The sequence below is a fragment of the Lachnospira multipara LB2003 genome (assembly GCF_000702205.1).
GTDB lineage: Bacteria > Bacillota > Clostridia > Lachnospirales > Lachnospiraceae > Lachnospira > Lachnospira multipara_A.
This window is the reverse complement of the sequence record NZ_JNKW01000009.1, coordinates 87,168-104,966: the sequence shown is the minus strand read 5'-3', so window position 1 is coordinate 104,966 and position 17,799 is coordinate 87,168. Positions and strand designations below refer to the sequence as shown.

16 protein-coding genes are annotated in these 17,799 nt (G+C 32.2%); 11 read left to right on the top strand and 5 right to left on the bottom strand.

The features are described 5' to 3' along the window. Positions 1-216 precede the first annotated feature (216 nt). Entirely contained in the window at positions 217-2,034 is a 1,818-nt protein-coding gene (locus T537_RS0107095) for a methyl-accepting chemotaxis protein (RefSeq protein WP_027438131.1), read from the top strand. 91 nt (positions 2,035-2,125) lie between these two features. Here the strand turns inward: T537_RS0107095 and T537_RS0107090 are convergent, their stop codons facing one another. Beyond that, on the bottom strand, positions 2,126-3,565 hold the full coding sequence (locus T537_RS0107090) for a PIG-L deacetylase family protein (RefSeq protein WP_031556922.1): 1,440 nt from the start codon (positions 3,563-3,565) through the stop codon (positions 2,126-2,128). 117 nt (positions 3,566-3,682) lie between these two features. Between T537_RS0107090 and T537_RS0107085 the strand changes: the two genes are divergently transcribed. The 6 genes from T537_RS0107085 to T537_RS0107060 all read left to right on the top strand — a co-directional run bounded on the left by T537_RS0107085 (position 3,683) and on the right by T537_RS0107060 (position 9,258). Next, positions 3,683-4,597, top strand: a complete 915-nt coding sequence (locus T537_RS0107085; RefSeq protein ID WP_031556920.1) for a hypothetical protein — start codon at positions 3,683-3,685, stop codon at positions 4,595-4,597. A gap of 22 nt (positions 4,598-4,619) precedes the next feature. Continuing rightward, on the top strand, positions 4,620-5,432 hold the full coding sequence (locus T537_RS0107080; RefSeq protein WP_031556918.1) for an adaptor protein MecA: 813 nt from the start codon (positions 4,620-4,622) through the stop codon (positions 5,430-5,432). Beyond that, entirely contained in the window at positions 5,432-6,514 is a 1,083-nt protein-coding gene (locus T537_RS0107075; RefSeq protein WP_031556916.1) for a S66 family peptidase, read from the top strand. Before T537_RS0107080 ends, T537_RS0107075 begins: the two co-directional genes overlap by 1 nt. Before the next feature lie 119 nt (positions 6,515-6,633). Beyond that, positions 6,634-7,899: a 3-isopropylmalate dehydratase large subunit gene (gene leuC, locus T537_RS0107070; protein WP_031556914.1), complete on the top strand. Its 1,266-nt coding sequence runs from the start codon at positions 6,634-6,636 to the stop codon at positions 7,897-7,899. 25 nt (positions 7,900-7,924) lie between these two features. Beyond that, entirely contained in the window at positions 7,925-8,410 is a 486-nt protein-coding gene (leuD, locus tag T537_RS0107065) for a 3-isopropylmalate dehydratase small subunit (RefSeq protein WP_031556913.1), read from the top strand. A gap of 110 nt (positions 8,411-8,520) precedes the next feature. Next, a complete protein-coding gene (locus T537_RS0107060; RefSeq protein WP_031556911.1) occupies positions 8,521-9,258 on the top strand; it encodes a CHAP domain-containing protein in 738 nt (245 codons plus the stop codon). 18 nt (positions 9,259-9,276) lie between these two features. On the opposite strand, the gene T537_RS0107055 is transcribed toward T537_RS0107060, so the two are convergent. Next, positions 9,277-10,083, bottom strand: a complete 807-nt coding sequence (locus tag T537_RS0107055; protein ID WP_027438123.1) for a hypothetical protein — start codon at positions 10,081-10,083, stop codon at positions 9,277-9,279. Between the two features lie 331 nt (positions 10,084-10,414). Between T537_RS0107055 and thrC the strand changes: the two genes are divergently transcribed. Beyond that, entirely contained in the window at positions 10,415-11,902 is a 1,488-nt protein-coding gene (gene thrC, locus T537_RS0107050) for a threonine synthase (protein WP_027438122.1), read from the top strand. A gap of 171 nt (positions 11,903-12,073) precedes the next feature. Continuing rightward, positions 12,074-13,363, top strand: a complete 1,290-nt coding sequence (locus T537_RS0107045; RefSeq protein ID WP_027438121.1) for an EAL domain-containing protein — start codon at positions 12,074-12,076, stop codon at positions 13,361-13,363. A 128-nt stretch (positions 13,364-13,491) separates the two neighbouring features. Here the strand turns inward: T537_RS0107045 and T537_RS0107040 are convergent, their stop codons facing one another. The 3 genes from T537_RS0107040 to T537_RS0107030 are packed head-to-tail and all read right to left on the bottom strand — an operon-like array spanning position 13,492 to position 15,764. Then, positions 13,492-14,346, bottom strand: coding sequence for a hypothetical protein (locus T537_RS0107040; RefSeq protein ID WP_027438120.1), 855 nt, complete (start codon positions 14,344-14,346; stop codon positions 13,492-13,494). A 37-nt stretch (positions 14,347-14,383) separates the two neighbouring features. Further along, the gene (locus T537_RS12410; RefSeq protein WP_051637181.1) at positions 14,384-15,064 is read right to left on the bottom strand and encodes a class D sortase; all 681 of its coding nucleotides are present in this window, start codon (positions 15,062-15,064) and stop codon (positions 14,384-14,386) included. Between the two features lies 1 nt (position 15,065). Next, positions 15,066-15,764 (bottom strand): hypothetical protein, encoded by a 699-nt coding sequence (locus T537_RS0107030; protein WP_027438119.1) that lies wholly within the window; start codon positions 15,762-15,764, stop codon positions 15,066-15,068. Between the two features lie 255 nt (positions 15,765-16,019). On the opposite strand from T537_RS0107030, the gene hrcA reads away from it, so the two are divergent. Together hrcA and grpE are read left to right on the top strand one after the other, a co-directional pair. Further along, a complete protein-coding gene (gene hrcA, locus T537_RS0107025) occupies positions 16,020-17,105 on the top strand; it encodes a heat-inducible transcriptional repressor HrcA (protein ID WP_027438118.1) in 1,086 nt (361 codons plus the stop codon). A gap of 16 nt (positions 17,106-17,121) precedes the next feature. After that, a complete protein-coding gene (gene grpE / locus T537_RS0107020; RefSeq protein WP_027438117.1) occupies positions 17,122-17,733 on the top strand; it encodes a nucleotide exchange factor GrpE in 612 nt (203 codons plus the stop codon). Positions 17,734-17,799: the final 66 nt, after the last annotated feature.

Sequence of the window (17,799 nt, the reverse complement as noted above, 5' to 3'; positions counted from 1 at the left end):
AAACGCTCCGCGAGGATGCGCACGGATTCGGACAGGAATTTGTCTGCAGTAGCAGACCCGAATCCGGCGCGCAAGACTCGCGAGCGAGTCTTGACAGAGAAGGAGAAATCCTTCTCTTTTTTTATTCTATATTGATATTTTATAAGAAATAATATATAATTATTGATAGACAAAACGTGAAAACTAAATAAGAACATGAAAGTGAGGAATTATCTTATGGCTAATGTTAGTGGGAAAAAGGAATCAAAAATTCCTTTTTTAAAGACTGTTACTGGAATGAGTATGATTAGTTATGCAATACTCTTATGTGTATTTGTGTTTACTATTACGTCTGTAGTTGATAAAACTAAGCGAATTACGGATGCAGCAGAATCAGTATCTGAGGATTTAGAGTCTATGTTAACAAATTTAAGAGTATTTGAGGTTGATATGAGAATCCTTGATAATGATGGATTTGCACTTGCATCAATGTATGATATTCTTTTAAATTTAAAGGATGATAGTGGACAAAGTAATGTAGATTCTAAAATAGATGAAATGAATACTTGCCTTACAGAAATGTCTGATGCAGTTTCAAGTTTGGAAACTTTATTTAATAATTATAGAGGTACTCCTGAAACAGTTGCAACAGCTAAAGAATCATCGAAAGTATTAAAGGATGCTTATACAGATTTAAAAAAAGAATATGAAAGCGCAATATCTGCTGCTAAGACAGGAGATAAATCAACTATTAAAGGTGTTGTATATGGAGATGCTGTTACATTACTTGCAACCATGAAAGAACAACTTGATATTATAAATGTAGAAAGCATTAAGCTTGCAGATCAGATGAAACATTATATTGCTATATGTTCTTCTTCTGCCTTTGCTATTATAAATGTTATGATGATGGTTTATCTTATTGTAATTATTCTTTGCTTAATCTTTAATAATAATGTGGTTGGTAAGAAAGTTAAAGAAATAAGTAATGAGATTAATAATATTATTCAGAATATTAAGAATAATAAAGGTGATCTTACTGCAAGAGTTCAGACTAAGACAAGCTCTGAATTAGTATATATTAAAGACGGCTTTAATGAATTTATTGTTACACTTCAGGATATTCTTGGAGAAGTTAAGAATGGTACAGAATCTTTAAAGACATCTTCAGGGAATATGACTAGCCAGATTGCCCTTGCTAGAGATAACATTACTAATACTAGTGCTGCTCTTGAAGAGTTATCAGCTAGTATGGAAACAGTATCATCTACAGCTTCAATAATTGATAGTAGTCTTTCTGATGTAAATATTGCTACAGAAAGTATTAATACAAAGGTTGAAGATGGTGCAAGTAAGACTAAAGAAATTCAGACAGAAGCTAATAAAATTAAGAATGATGCTCAGCAAAAGAAGAATAATACTGGTAATAAGATGAAGACCTTATCAAGTGTTCTTGAACAGTCAGTTAAGGATAGTGAAAAGGTTAAACAGATTAACGAGTTAACAAATGTAATTTTAGATATTGCTAGTCAGACTAACTTACTTGCCCTTAATGCGTCTATTGAAGCTGCTAGAGCAGGTGAAGCAGGACGAGGCTTTGCTGTAGTTGCTGAAGAAATCAGTACTCTTGCTGATAATTCTAGAGAGACAGCAGGCAATATCCAAAATATCAGTAATGAAGTTACAACAGCAGTTAATTCACTTGCAGATAATGCTATGCAGGTATTAGATTTTATTAACAAGACAGTGCTTGCAGATTACGATGAATACGTAGGTATTGGTGAGAAGTACGAAGAGACAGCTATTTACATTAATGAGATGCTAGAGGGAATTGATGGACAGGTACAGAGTTTAAATAGCGCTATGAATGAAATGTCAAGTTCAGTTGAAAATATTACAAGATCAGTTCAGGAAGCATCAGAAGCAATTTCACAGTCAGCTGATAATTCACAGGATATTGTATATGAAATCAACGATATTAGTGTAGCAATGGATACTAATAACGAGGTAACTAATAAACTTGATGACAGCACTAAGAAGTTTACAACCTTCTAATTAAAAGGCCAAAGATTAATATAAAAATAAGCTAGGATTTAAGATTAAAACTTAAGTCCTAGCTTTATTATTAGTTTACTTATTTGTTTGTTTATTTGTCGTCTTTATGTTCATTTTTGTAGTCTTTAACTCTTTTATTGTATTCCTTTTCATGTCTTTTAAATTGAAAAAATATTACAATAAAAATTATAATTAATGCAATAAGAGTTGATATGATTTGCTTTACGCTAAGTGAAAGTCCTTTACTAGTCTCTTTGCCATCACTAGTTTCTGCATTTTTTTCATTAGCCTGTAAAGCCTCTTGATTAGCAGCTTCTGCCTTACTAGCTTCGGCTTTAGCAAGCTCTTCTTCATACTTTGTGCTTACATTATCTAGCATGTCATTATTAGAATCAGCGCCAACTAAGCTTCTGTATAATCCAAATTTTGCACAGCTGTATTCATATTCATCATCTACATAAAACCAACAGTATTGCTGAGATTCGTGCTTTTTATAAGCCTCTTTACAACAATCTAGGGCAGTTTGGTTATTTAGATATGAAAGAGGTGTTCTTAAATTAAGATTAATCTGATTTTCACCATAAAGATGAAGATATGTCTTTAATACATCATGTGTGCCATACTTAGCAGCAGATTCAGGGTTAAAGCTAGAATCATTGGAATGATCAACGGCCTCTGCTACACAGTGTGCTAGAAGTTGATGCCCACCATGACCATATTCTCCATTTAAATCTTGAGTTACCACAATTGTAGGCTTAAATTTACGAATTTGTTCTGTTACAAAGGCACTAACATCTGCATAGGAATAATTCTTTAATGCAGCATCATAATCTGCGCAGTAATAGTCATAGAAATTACCTTTAACAGGATAGTGTACTAGACCAACAGTCCATAAACCATCTAATTCTTCATGCTCTCTATATGGCTCAGATTGATAAAAATCACACATATAAGCAACTTGAAGATTTACATCATCTCTAGCGCCATAAGTTGCTAAAACTCCCCCAAGGAATAATATTTCATCATCAGCATGAGTGGAAAAAACTAACATATCAGGATTAGTACAAGGCTCTTCCCAGTTTTGAATCTGCATAGGAAGCTTACCATCACTAAGAGCTACAATCTCACAAATTCTCATATCCTCTGTTAGGTTAATAGTAGCTTCTGTAGTTTCCTCATCTAGGGCTATATATTCATGTAGGAATCCCTTGCTTCCACAACTAATCTGTTTTTGATTATAGCTAATTGTATATTCACTACTAGGATTGTGATACCACTTTATATATAAGCCCTTAATAGGAGTAGTTGTAGTAATGCTTACCCCTGTGCCAGCAAGATATTTAACTGAACTTTTATAGGAATTATCAGTAACAAGTGCTGTGTCACTGCTTGAATGATTAATGGTAAAATCCACACTAACAGCTTCATTAGTTTGAGTTTCATCAGCTTTTATAGTGCTTGGATTAATAAGAAAAAGAATGCCAAGCAAAAAAGGCATAAGTAGAATTTTTTTAGAAAATTTTAGCTTCATTTTATAATCTCCCTCCAATTTTTGTGCATAATAAAAATAACATTTTAATAATTAATCTACAAGTGATAATATATAAAATGAGTAGATATTTATTTGAGTAGAGAAGGGTAATTTAATATGAGAAGAGATTTTTGTAATATTAGGCTAGGAGTGTATGCAAGTACTCTATCTGTAAGGCTAGGAGAAAGTGTAATTAAGGAACTTCAGAAAGTAAATCCAGATAGATTTGTGGAGTTAATAAAGATAAAGCCGGTTCTAAAAAACACAAAGGAAGAATTTAGATTATTATCAGAGGCATTAAATAATGACGTCATTGATATGGCAGTTTGCTTTTTAGATAGAATTTATGTAATAGATAATAGGCCGGTTAAGGATGTATTAGCTGATAACGGATTAGGTCTAGCTACGGTTTTAAGCCGACTTAGCACAGATACAGTAATGGTTTTAAAGAAAAATACTATGATAGATAGTAAGCCAATTTTTGCAACTGATTGCAGGGAAAGAGCATATCAGATAAAGGATAGATTTCCGGATAGTAAAGTAAAAATAATAGATGGGGTTAATTCTTGCCTTAATGAATTAAATAGTGGCAATGTAGTGGGTGCGGTTTTACCAGAATGCGCCTTGAAGTTACTTAATAAGGAAAATTTTCGAGGCTTTGAATATTTAAACTATGATCGACATATGATGACACCAATAATGGGTCAGGCAATGGCTCTTTTACTTGAAAGAGATGGGGAAGGTCTAGAAAATTCATCTAAGAGATTATTAGATGGAGATGCCGCTTATGAACTATTTATGGAAAGGGAAATTTATGATAAAATAAAGGACAAGGATTTAGACGAAAGGATAAGTTATATAACAGTTAGTGTAAAATCCACAATGGATTCCCTAGATGTTAATATTTTTCTTATACTTGATAATAAACCTTTTAGAATAAGATTAGGCGGAAACAAATTAGAGAAAAATTTTATTATGCATAGAATATTAGAGGAAATTGATGAACTATTATCAGGCTTAAAGATAAGATAGCTTGGTTAGGAAGGAAGTTAATATGGAATTTAAAAGAATTGATGAAAATAAGTTTCAGTGCAGACTTTTAAAGGAGGATTTAGAGGATAATAACATTACTTTAGATGACTTCTTTAGAAATGATACAACTAAGATTCACAATCTTGTTGATGTAATTATGGAAGAGGCTAAAGAGAGCATAGGAATTGACCTAGATGGCAATGTTATGTCTTTACAGTTAGCACCTCAGCCTGATCATTCAATTGTACTTACAATTTCAGCAGGTAAAGATGATTTTAATAGTATGTTAAAGCAGGCAGGCACTGATATTGCTAAGAGAATAGAAGATAAATTAGATAAGGTCTATAAAGGGATAGAAAATACTAGGACACCTGATTTTAAGGACTTTAGTGAGGATGTTAATGACGAATCTAATGAAGATGATAATAATGAATTAGAAGACTTAGATGATAAAGAAATCGCCAATGTTGATGAAACTAAGGTGGAAAAATCAGAGATAGAAAAAAACAATAAGAAATCTAATAAGTCATATAAGAATAGAAAATTTGTAACTGGCATTTTTGCATTTGATTCATTGGATAACTTAGAAGAAATGTGCAATAGAATAAATAAGACATGGGGTGTAATAAACAGCCTTTATAAAAATGATGGAAAGTATTATTTAATTGTGGAAAAAGGTAAATGTAACAGCGAAAAATATGCTCATTTACTTAATGTAATTATAGAACATGGTAAGATTTATGGAGCCGGAAAAGAAAGAGTTGCATTTATTGAAGAACATTTCACACCATTTATTAAGGACAATGCAATTAATAGAATAAAGAGGTATTTATAATGCGTTATCCAGAATTTTTAAAAGATAAGGGAACGATAGCCTTTGTAGCTCCTTCCTTTGGATGTGCAACAGAACCCTATAAGACAGCCTTTGATATGGCATTAGAAAGATTTAAAAGTATGGGATATTCCCTTGATATTGGTCCTAATGCCTATAAGGGTGAAGGTATTGGAATTAGTTCTACACCAATTAACTGTGCTAAGGAATTAAATGAAATGTATATATCAGATTCTAATGATTGCCTTATTTCATGCGGTGGTGGAGAGTTAATGTGTGAAATATTAGATTACGTTGATTTTGAAGCTATTAAAAATGCCAAGGCAAAATTCTACCTTGGATATTCAGATAATACTAACTTTACATTTTTAGAGAATATACTTTGTGATACAGCAAGTATTTATGGAGTATGTGCAGGGGCCTTTGCTAATCCTAACTGGCATCAGTCTTTAACTGATACATGGGAGTGCTTAACAGGTAAGGGCTTTAAAAGGGATGTAGATGGTACACTTTTTAAGAAGGTAAGTGGATATGATAAATTTGAGCTTGAATCTTTAAAGACTAGTGATAACCCGGCACCAGATTATAACCTAACTCATACAAAAGAACTTAGTCTTTATATTGGTGATAAGGATATTAAGGCAGAAGATAAGAATAGCAAATTAGTATTTGAAGGAAGATTAATTGGTGGTTGCCTCGACTGCCTTTCTAATTTATGTGGAACAAGATTTGATAAGGTTTCAGACTTTATTTCAAAATACAAGGATGAAGGTATTGTATGGTTTTTAGAAAGCTGTGACCTTAATGTGTTTGATATAAGAAGAGTGTTATGGAAATTAAAGGAAGCAGGTTGGTTTAAATATACTAAGGGCTTTATTATTGGAAGACCAATGCATTATGATGAACCGATTATGAATCTTAATAGATTTAATGCAGTAACAGGAATTCTTGGAGAATTAAATGTTCCAATTGTAATGGATGCTGATTTTGGACACTTAAGTCCTAGTATGCCAATAATTTCAGGAAGCTATGCAAAAGTTATTGCAGAGAATAATAATATTGATATTTTTTATTATTTAAGATAAAATACAGATAGACATGTCAGACAATGTTTTAAACTTGTCTGACATTTTTTCTAATTTTTTAGTGGCTTTAAGAATTAGGAAAAAGTCTTTATTGCATAAGTTAATGGAGGATGATTTATATGGGAATGACAATGACACAAAAAATTTTGGCTGCCCATGCAGGACTTCAAAGTGTTAAGGCAGGACAGTTAATTGAGGCAGATCTTGACCTAGTACTTGGTAATGATATTACATCTCCTGTAGCAATTCATGAGATGGATAAGATGAAGTTAAATAAGGTTTTTGATAAGGACAAGATAGCTTTAGTTCCTGATCACTTTGTTCCAAATAAGGATATAAAGTCAGCAGAGCATTGTAAGTGCGTTCGTGAATTTGCAGCTAAACATGATATTACTAATTATTTCGAAGTTGGTGAAATGGGTATTGAACATGCACTTCTTCCTGAATCAGGTTTAACAGTTGCTGGTGATGTAATTATTGGAGCTGATTCACATACTTGTACATATGGTGCACTTGGAGCTTTTTCAACTGGTGTTGGTTCAACAGATATGGCAGCAGGTATGGCAACAGGTAAGGCATGGTTTAAGGTTCCATCAGCTATTAAGTTTAATTTAACTGGAAAGTTAAAGCCTTGGGTTTCTGGTAAGGATGTAATTCTACACATTATTGGTAAGATTGGTGTTGATGGTGCTCTATATAAATCCATGGAATTTAGTGGAGAGGGTGTTTCTTCTTTAACAATGGATGATAGATTTACAATTGCTAATATGGCTATTGAAGCAGGTGGAAAGAATGGAATTTTCCCAGTTGATGACCTTGCAAGAGCTTATATGAAGGAACATTCAAAGAGAGACTTTGTAGAATATAGTGCTGATCCTGATGCAGAATATGATGAGGTTATTGATATTGACCTTTCAAGTCTTGAATCCACTGTAAGTTTCCCACATCTACCAGAGAATACTCATGTAGTGGGAACATTTGATGATATTGAGATTGATCAGGTTGTAATTGGTTCATGTACTAATGGTAGAATAGACGACCTTAGATGTGCTGCTAAGATTTTAGATGGTAGACATGTTAAGAAGGGACTTAGAGTTATTATTATTCCTGCTACTCAAAAGATTTATATGCAGGCTATTAAAGAAGGTTTAATTGAAACTTTCATTAAGGCAGGAGCAGTAGTATCTACACCAACTTGTGGTCCATGTCTTGGTGGTTATATGGGTATTTTGGCATCAGGAGAAAAATGTGTATCAACAACTAATCGTAACTTTGTTGGTCGTATGGGTGCAATTGATTCAGAAATTTATCTTGCAAGCCCTGCAGTTGCTGCAGCAAGTGCAATTACAGGTAAGATAAGTAAACCAAGTGATTTAGGATTATAAGTTTAATATAGAGAGGTGGCCATTAATGAAAGCAGAAGGAAAAGTTTTTAAATTTGGTGATAATGTTGATACAGATGTAATTATTCCAGCTAGATACTTAAATTCATCAGATCCGGCTGAATTAGCTAAGCATTGTATGGAAGATATTGATAAGGATTTTGTATCCAAGGTTTCTAAGGGTGATATTATTGTTGCCAACAAGAATTTTGGTTGTGGTTCATCAAGAGAACATGCACCAATTTCAATTAAGGCAGCAGGAGTTTCTTGTGTAATTGCAGAAACTTTTGCAAGAATTTTTTATAGAAACTCAATTAATATTGGTTTACCAATTATTGAATGCCCAGAGGCTGCTAAGGAAATTAGTGATGGAGATGAAATTAGCGTGGATTTTAACACAGGAATTATTACTAATAAGACAACAGGCAAGTCTTATGAGGGACAAGCATTTCCAGAATTTATGCAGAATCTTATTAATGCAGGTGGATTAATTAACTATATTAACAATAAATAATAAGAAAAGTAAACATTTCGTAATATTTTTATTGCTTTTGTAATATTTATATAGTATGATATGTAGCATCGGGAGTAAAATTATACCAATACAATACAAGGAGAAGAAAAATGAGAAAAATCATAAAGCGTATTGCAAGTATTGTTGCTTACGTTAGCCTTATGAGTTTAACCAGTCTTACTACCTTTGCTTATGGTGAAAGCCCAGATTTTAATAAGGATAGCTATAATTCATCTAATATATTTGCAAGCATTGGATATTACGGACAATGTACATGGTATGCGTATGGAAGGGCAAGTGAAGTTAATAATAAGTCCTATCCTTTTAAGTGGGATGCTGCTAAGTGGTACTATTTCGCACAGTCAAGTGATGAATTTGAAGTAGGCAGTGAGCCAAGAGCTAATTCAATAGCTGTTTGGTCATACTATAATAGTGGACATGTGGCATACGTAGAAGATTACGATGGAGTAAATGTTACAATAAGTGAGGCTAATAATAATCATGCAATTGATTACAAAAGTTATAGTCTTAGTACAGGAATAAATCAGTATGATGGTATTAAGACATATACTAAAGAAGGCATGGTTACTAGATATTCTAAGGGAACACTCTTGGGTTACATATATCTTGGTAATATAGAAGAAACAAGTAGTGATGTGGATTTAATCACAAACGATGATCTTCCTAGTTTAGAAGATAATAATGAACAATTAAAGGAAGATAATAAGAAAAAAGCCAAGAATGAAAGCGTAATTATTTACAGTAAAGATGGTTATTATAGTCAATATAGCCTTAGTGATGATTTAATTATTCAATCAAAGGCCGTAATTTTAGAATTACCACAGTAAATTATAGACATTTGGAGATTATAGTTTTTCAACGTAATCTCTGAATGTCTTTTTTAATCTAACTGAATTATAAAGGGCAGCGTACTCCACACTTGATAGGCCTTCTATGTAGTTTTTGGCGTAGTTTTTATCAAGCTTTTTAGTTACAAGTTCAACTGCTTTATTATATGCCATTGCGGCTTCGTTCTCGCTACTGTAGATTCCAACAGTGTAGAGACCATTTATGTGAATCTTGGTTTTAAATACAATACGTCCGTTTTTTTCAATTTGAGAAACCCCAACGTATTTATTAACTACATATACATTTTCATAACGATAGTCATGGTCATCTCCATTTTTAAAAATATAGTCTGTGCCTTTAACAGAGTGATTTTTAATACCATATCTACTTAGTATGCTAGTTTGCATGCCATAATCGCTTACAAAATAATACCCGCCTCTAGTTTGGATTGTGTGATTACTGTAATAAAAAAGGTCATCTATGGAGAAGGTTAGAATTACACTTTCTGACAAAAAGTAGAGAAAGGACTTTTTTTGTAAATAAATTGGAGTCTTAATATAAATTCCGTTGTCTCTAAAATTAGTAAGAACAATGTATTTATCTAGGGAAATATGCATATTTTTGTAGCCAATGTTTTTATTATCAGGATCAACAAAATACTTCTTTGGATACTTTAGAATTCTTTTGGCTTCGCTATATATAGCTTTAGCCGTGTCTAAATCACTAGTACTTCCAAGGCTTATATGCTTTGATTTGTAAGTAATTGAAACACGGTAATAGGGTGTATTATCCTTTTTTCTAGCATGGTATATTCCTTTTTCCATAAAACCTCCCTATTAGAGATATTAATCACGTTATATATTAATAATATTGTATCATTATTTTTAGATACTATCAATTACATAAAGTGTCAGTGGTATAAATACAAATGTGCACCACAGAAAAACTTTTTGTTGTATTTCTTTGTATAAGTGTTGTATAATTAACCTTAACTTATCTGTATAGATGGAAGCTCTCGCATTAGAATTGCCCTTGGCAATCTGCTCGAGCCTACATGGCAACTGCTTCGCAGTTGTCACAACTAATGGAAGGAAAATGGATAAGGGAAAATATGGCGAAAAAATATAGACTTAGGAGTCTATAACGGAGGTAGTTATGAGTATTTTGTACAGCAGCACAAGAGATGACAGCGTAAAAGTTACAGCATCAGAAGCTATTTTAAAGGGCTTAGCACCAGATGGTGGTTTATTTGTTCCAGATAGTATTCCAGCTCTAGATAAGAGCTTAGTGGAATTTTCTAAGATGACTTACCAGGAAGTGGCTTATGAAGTAATGAAATTATTTTTAGATGACTTTACAAAAGAAGAATTATTACACTGCATTAACAGTGCCTATGATTCTAAGTTTGATACAACTAAGATGGCTCCACTTGTTAAGGCTGATGACGCTTATTTCTTAGAATTATTCCACGGTAAGACAATTGCTTTTAAGGATATGGCTCTTTCAATCTTACCTCATTTACTTACAACATCAGCTAAGAAAAATAATGTTAAGAATGATATTGTAATCCTTACAGCTACATCAGGTGATACAGGTAAGGCAGCTCTAGCTGGTTTTGCAGATGTACCAGGTACTAAGATTATTGTATTTTATCCTAAGGATGGTGTTTCACCAATTCAGGAAAAGCAGATGGTTACTCAGAAGGGTAATAATACATATGTAGTTTCAATTAAGGGTAATTTTGATGATGCTCAGACTGGAGTTAAGAAGATTTTTTCTGATAAGGAATTAGAAAAAAAGATGGATGATGCAGGATACCAGTTCTCATCAGCTAATTCAATTAATATTGGTAGATTAGTTCCACAGGTAGTTTATTATGTATATGCTTATGCACAGCTTTTAGCTAATGGAGAAATTAAGGAGAATGAGAAGATTAATGTTGTAGTTCCAACAGGTAATTTTGGTAATATCCTTGCTGCATTCTATGCTAAGAATATGGGACTTCCAATTAATAAGCTTATTTGTGCATCTAATGAGAATAAGGTATTATACGACTTCTTTACAACAGGTGAGTATGATAGAAATAGAGAATTTATTCTTACAACATCTCCTTCAATGGATATTCTTATTTCAAGTAACCTTGAAAGACTTATTTATAGAATTGCAGGAAATGATGCTAATAAGAATAAAGAATTAATGATGGAATTAAGCTCACAGGGTAAGTATACTATTTCAGATTCTATGAAGAATCAGTTAAAGGATTTCTATGGTAATTATGCATCAGAGGATGAAGATGCTAAGACTATAAAAAGAATTTATGAAGAAACTGGATATGTAATTGATACTCATACAAGTGTTGCAGCAACTGTTTATAATAAATACAGAGCTGAAACAAAGGATGATACTAAGACTGTTATAGCATCAACAGCATCACCTTATAAATTCACAAGAGCTGTTATGAATGCCATTGATACAAAATATGATTCATTATCTGATTTTGAGCTAGTAGATGAACTTGCTAAGATAAGCAAAGTTAAGGTTCCAAATGCTATTGAAGAAATTAGAACTGCTAAGGTTTTACATGATACAACAGTAGAAGTAAATGAAATGAAAGATATTGTAGAGAAGATTCTTTCTTTGTAAAAAATGGACATTATAAAAATTTGTCTAAATATTTATGAATTAATTTACAACAAAATTATATAGTAATATTCACATTTGCTATTGCATTGGTAAAAATACCGTGATACAATATTTTTAGATATTTGTGTAACGATTAAACAATGTAATAGCAAATTTTTTTGGGGTTTTTATATGGGCGTAGATTCAATTACAGGACTCTATGATTTTAATGAATTTTTAAGTAGAGCCAAAGCACACATAGCAAAATATAATAGCAATTATGCAATCATAATTAATGATGTAAGCAATTTTAAATACATCAATAAATTCTATAGTAAAGAGACAGGTGATGTATTTATAGATGATATGGCTAAGTATTATTTAGTCGGCAATCCAAGAAGCGTATGTGCATGTAGAATAGATGCAGAGCAGTTTGTAACTATTCTAGATTTAGGAGATATAAATGCTAATAATGAATTAAAGAGAATAGTATGGATGAATGAGGAATTTGAGAAGGTTATGAATAACAGATTCCCAGATATTTACATTCATGTTTATACTGGCATTTATTTCTTTAATGATAACAAAATCGACATACGAGAAGCTTTTGATAAGGCTAAGATTGCCAAGACAAGTATAAAGGGTAAGTTAGATATTCCATTTAAGGTTTATGATCCTGAAGAATATATTCATAAGGAGAATGAAATGGAGGCATCTAACCTCTTTAGAAAAGCTCATCAAGATGATAGAGTAATTCCGTTTTTACAGCCACAGTATTCCTTTAAGGAGAATAGGGTTGTAAGTGCAGAATTATTATCAAGAATTATTGATGAGGATGGAGATATTGTAGAACCTAAGTATTATATCTCTACTCTTGAACAGACTGGTATTATTAGTACATTAGATAAGCTTATGACAGAGAAAGCTTTTGCAATTCTTAGAAGATGGTTAGATGAGGGCAGAGATCTTATGCCTCTATCTGTTAATGTTGCAAGACAAGAGTATGTTAAGCCTGATTTTGTAAAGCGAATGAAGGACTTACAAAGAATGTTTAATGTACCACCAGAATATATTGAATTTGAAATTTTAGAATCGAGCTTTTTAGAGAATAGTGATTTGATTTTTAAGACAACTAAGGAATTAAGAGACTTTGGATTCCATGTAAGCGTGGATGACTTTGGTTCTGGTTTTTCGTCACTTAATCAGATTGCAACACTACCTGCAGATACAATTAAACTTGATAAGAAATTTGCAAGTAGTTCTCTAAAGACAGAAAAGGGAAAAATAGTTGTAAAATCCCTTGTTAAGATGTTAAAAGACATTGATTATAATGTTGTTTTTGAGGGCATTGAAACTGAGGAACAGTTTGAATTTGCAAAGGAAAATAATTGCGATTTTATACAGGGCTTTATTATTGATAAGCCAATTCCTGTAAGTAAGTTTGAAGAGCACTATAATAAACAACATAGACAAAGAAGCTAACAAGATTTTTTATTTTCATTTTATAATTCCTTTCTTTAGCCGTAGGGTAGATTTACTACCCTACGGTAAAACTATTTTATGGAAAAAATGGACAGGGTTTTAATCTTTCAATCTGTAAATCTTTCAATCTATGAATTTCTTAGGACATTTTTTCTCTTATAATAAGTGATATAAATGCTTATACATCCAAGCATAAAAAAGCAAAGAGAAAAATAAAGATATGTATTAAGGGATGCCCTTAAATACCTAGCAAGCATTCTACTAAAGTAAATAGGAGTGATATTTAGCTTAGCATATAGCTTAGTAAATAATAAAGTTAAGGGGATAATGCTTGTCATAATAGCAGCAGCTAGGCAAGAATAAGAAATAAAACGTAAGTTTCTATGTAGCCACTTATTACTTTTAAAAATAATTACAAGGCATATAGTGCTAAGAATTATAATGACAGGAAGCATTATCATAAATATTTGCTCTATTATTTTTTTTAGTGCGTTGTAATAATAAAGAAAAGGCACTGAAAGATTCTTTGAATACATATCAGCCACATCATCAATAAATATATTAATTCCCTCATTATTAATTGAATCAGCAGCTATATTTTGTTCGCTTATATATTTATTAATATTTTGGCGAAGGCTATCTTTAATGGAATCTGTTTCAATTGTATATTTTTTACCATCAAGACTGGCTATCAAATAAGACTTCCCTTCGTTGTAGGTATGCTGCAAGGTAAAGACTCCATCAAATATACTAGGATCTAAGTTACTAGGAGTTGCATAATCTATGGCAGCTTCTAAGGTATATTTGTTAACTTCTTCATAATAAGAAGATTTATTCATAGCATCAATTACTAGGTCCTTATTAAAAAGTCCTAAAAATGTGCCGGTTAGATATGCCAGAGCAGTAAGCATTATAGAGAGCACAAAAGATGCTATTGTGGGAATAATGTATTTCTTTAAGATTCCTTTTGTATTTTTTTTCATAGGCCCTCCAGTAACTAATAGTGAGTTTAATTTATCTTTAATAACTTACACTTGGTCCGTTGGTTTTCTTAGCATAAATAAATAATCTGTCCGTTTTTGCACCGATTAAATCAAAGGGATAACAAGTGTATAAGATAAGTTCTTCTTCGTTTTTGTTTAGATTAAAAGCTGTAGGATCTGACATATTTAAAACCCTTAGATCATTTATTGTATATTCAAATAAACCATAGTTGGTGCTTATACACAAAACATCCCCAACTTCCATATATTGCATTGGAAGACAGTAGCTTGTGTTGTGACCGCACAAAAGGATTGGTTTTCCAAACCCTGGCATGCTACTACCTATATACTGTCCCACTCCAAGACGAAGTATGTTAGAATCATCTCCAAAGAAAAGAGGAGCTAAAAAACCAACTCTATCACAATAGATTTTTCCATATTGAGTAGAATTAGTAGGCATAGATATATCAGATAGTTCTATACTTTCTAGATTCATTTCTTCTATGGTGTTTGCAGTTTTAATAGCAAGCTCTTCGTCATATAGCTGATACACCTTATTAGATCTAGTATTTACATTACCAGTAACGGCATTTCCAATTGATATAGCGCTTTTTAAAAATGGAGAAAATAAAAGGATAACAATGCCAATTCCTATTAAACTAAAAAATAATGGCATAATAAAATATGCCATTATCGTCTTAACTCGTTTAAAATTCATATTATTGCCTCTCGCTAGAATCTTTTTTAAAGGTTACATAACCACATACACTAAGAATTGCTATAAGACCAATAATAATGCCATATGTTATGTATAAATTGTTTCCAGTTTGCTTAACAACACCAGCTTGATTAGAATTAGTGCCAGCACTATAACCTGCATCCTTTGATGAAGAGCCCTGATTGTTAGTTGTATTGGTTGTATTAGTTGTGCTATTACTTGTGTTGTTATAGTTATTAGTAGTGTTGTAGTTATTAATTGTATAGTTAGTGAGAGAACCTGATGTATAATCTGCAACAGCAACGGTGTTGCCTTGTTTATCTGTAATAATAATTGTATCTGAAGATGCATCAACTGTAACGTTTAATCCAAGTAAATTACAAGAATTTGTTAAATCGTCTAATAGTCGTTGCTTTTGAGTGCTTGAAAGGCTTGAAACCTCTGTAGCATTATTAGCAGTTGCAACTGCATCATTAATATTAGAAATAATCTGATTTGCAGTGCTTGCATCTACCTCTACATCGTCACGTAAAAAATAATTAGAAACCTGTGTTGTATAGTTAGCAGAAATACTATTATTTGAAAGTGCATTAATAATATTTTGCTCATTAGCATTAAGACTTGCACCTAGACAACATGTAAACATCTCAAAGGAAAGAATAGCTGTTAGTATAGCTCCCCCAATTTTTTTAAGATACATAGGTAGCTCCTCCTTATTATAAATACAAAATGTAAAATTTCACGAATTACTTACTATAATAATATCATATTATTGAAAGATGTCAATAATTGAACCTATTCTCCCTTTTATTAGTTTATAAAATGTTTATGGAAAAAAACTTCTAAATTGTTGACATAAAATGCTGAGAGTGATATTTTAATTATGTTGATATTAGCACTCCAACCAAATGAGTGCTAACAAATAATAAACAGTTAATTAGAAGAGAGGTGTGCCATGGATTTAGATGAACGTAAAGTCAAGATTCTTAAGGCGATTATCCATAATTACCTCGAGACTGGAGAGCCTGTTGGTTCAAGAACAATTTCTAAACTAGAAGGTGTTAATTTAAGTTCAGCAACAATACGTAATGAAATGGCTGACCTTGAAGAATTAGGTTATATAATACAGCCACATACATCAGCTGGTAGAATTCCTTCAGATAAAGGATACAGATTCTATGTTGATGATATGATGAGACAGCGTGAAAGCAATGTTTCAAAGAGAGAAGCAAGACTTTCAATTAAGGAAGCAGAACTTGATAATGTAAGAGAAAGCCTAGATGAGCAGGTTGATAAAGTAGAAGAGCTTCTACAAAATGTTGCTAAGGTGTTAGCTACAACAACTAATTATGCCACAATGGTTTCAACTCCTAAGGTTAAGGGCAATAAGTTGAAATTTATTCAATTATCAAGCCTAGAGCCTAACAAGATTTTGGCAGTTTTAGTTATGGAAGGTAACTTAATTCGTAATAAGGTAATTAAGATAAGCGAAGGGATTTCACAGGAGAATCTATTAAAGCTTAATATCTTATTTAATACAACTCTTACAGGTTTAACACTTGAAGAAATGAACTTAAGCCTTATTTCTAAGTTAGAAAGTCAGGTTAAGGAACATGCAGGTATTGTTAAAGAAGTGCTAGATGCAATCGTTGAAACAATTAATAAGGCGGATAGCCTTAAGATTTATACTAGCGGCGCAACTAACATTTTTAAATATCCAGAGCTTAGCGATTCTGATAAAGCAAGCGAACTTATATATGCCCTTGAGGAGAAGAATGATTTATCTAATTTAGTTCTAGATCAGGGTGAATTAGTAGATAATGATGATCCTAAGAACACAGGCATACAGGTTTATATAGGTGATGAAACACCAGTTGAGTCAATGAAAGATTGTAGTGTTGTTACAGCAACCTATGAATTATCAGATGGCTTAAAAGGAACTATTGGAATTATAGGTCCAAAGAGAATGGATTATGAGAAGGTTGTGGAGAATCTCCAGAACATTCGAAGTCAGTTGGACAACGTATTTAAAAAATCTTGATGGAGGCTAGTAAATAATGTCGAAGAAGGAAACAAAGACTGAGACAGAAGAAATTAAGAAGGAAGAAACAGTAGAAGTTAAAGAAGATACAGAAGCTACTAAGACAGAGGGCGAAGTAGAAGAAACTTCTGAAGCTACTGAAGCTACTGAGGATTCAGAAGAGGAAGCTAGTAAAGCTCCTACAAAGAAGGATCCTAAAGATGAAAAAATCGCTGAATTAACAGATAGAGTACAGCGTCAGATGGCTGAATTTGATAATTTCAGAAAGAGAACTGAAAAAGAAAAATCAGCAATGTTTGAAATGGGTGCTTCTGATATTATTAAGAAGTTATTACCAGTTATTGATAACTTTGAAAGAGGCTTTAAATCAGTTTCAGAAGAAGAACTTGAAACACCATTTGCTAAGGGAATGGATATGGTTTATAAGCAGTTTATCAAACTCCTTGAGGATTCAGATGTTAAACCAATAGAGGCAGAAGGTAAGGAATTTAATCCAGACTTACACAATGCAGTAATGCATGTGGATGATGACTCAGTTGGAGAGAACATTGTAGTAGAAGAATTCGAAAAAGGTTACACATACAGAGATACAGTTATTAGACACAGTATGGTAAAGGTTGCTAACTAGAAATTTTAAATATGATAATAAGTAATTTTTGAATATTAAATTTTAGGCCATTGGCCGGAAAGGAAT

Bases quoted from the DNA above. Each gene is read 5' to 3' on its own strand.
- hrcA (WP_027438118.1), top strand. From the start codon at position 16,020: ATGGATTTAGATGAACGTAAAGTCAAGATTCTTAAGGCGATTATCCAT.
- T537_RS0107095 (WP_027438131.1), top strand. From the start codon at position 217: ATGGCTAATGTTAGTGGGAAAAAGGAATCAAAAATTCCTTTTTTAAAG.
- T537_RS0107085 (WP_031556920.1), top strand. From the start codon at position 3,683: ATGAGAAGAGATTTTTGTAATATTAGGCTAGGAGTGTATGCAAGTACT.
- T537_RS0107060 (WP_031556911.1), top strand. From the start codon at position 8,521: ATGAGAAAAATCATAAAGCGTATTGCAAGTATTGTTGCTTACGTTAGC.
- grpE (WP_027438117.1), top strand. From the start codon at position 17,122: ATGTCGAAGAAGGAAACAAAGACTGAGACAGAAGAAATTAAGAAGGAA.
- T537_RS0107030 (WP_027438119.1), bottom strand. From the start codon at position 15,764: ATGTATCTTAAAAAAATTGGGGGAGCTATACTAACAGCTATTCTTTCC.
- T537_RS0107040 (WP_027438120.1), bottom strand. From the start codon at position 14,346: ATGAAAAAAAATACAAAAGGAATCTTAAAGAAATACATTATTCCCACA.
- T537_RS0107075 (WP_031556916.1), top strand. From the start codon at position 5,432: ATGCGTTATCCAGAATTTTTAAAAGATAAGGGAACGATAGCCTTTGTA.
- T537_RS12410 (WP_051637181.1), bottom strand. From the start codon at position 15,064: ATGAATTTTAAACGAGTTAAGACGATAATGGCATATTTTATTATGCCA.
- T537_RS0107080 (WP_031556918.1), top strand. From the start codon at position 4,620: ATGGAATTTAAAAGAATTGATGAAAATAAGTTTCAGTGCAGACTTTTA.
- leuC (WP_031556914.1), top strand. From the start codon at position 6,634: ATGGGAATGACAATGACACAAAAAATTTTGGCTGCCCATGCAGGACTT.
- thrC (WP_027438122.1), top strand. From the start codon at position 10,415: ATGAGTATTTTGTACAGCAGCACAAGAGATGACAGCGTAAAAGTTACA.
- leuD (WP_031556913.1), top strand. From the start codon at position 7,925: ATGAAAGCAGAAGGAAAAGTTTTTAAATTTGGTGATAATGTTGATACA.
- T537_RS0107045 (WP_027438121.1), top strand. From the start codon at position 12,074: ATGGGCGTAGATTCAATTACAGGACTCTATGATTTTAATGAATTTTTA.
- T537_RS0107055 (WP_027438123.1), bottom strand. From the start codon at position 10,083: ATGGAAAAAGGAATATACCATGCTAGAAAAAAGGATAATACACCCTAT.
- T537_RS0107090 (WP_031556922.1), bottom strand. From the start codon at position 3,565: ATGAAGCTAAAATTTTCTAAAAAAATTCTACTTATGCCTTTTTTGCTT.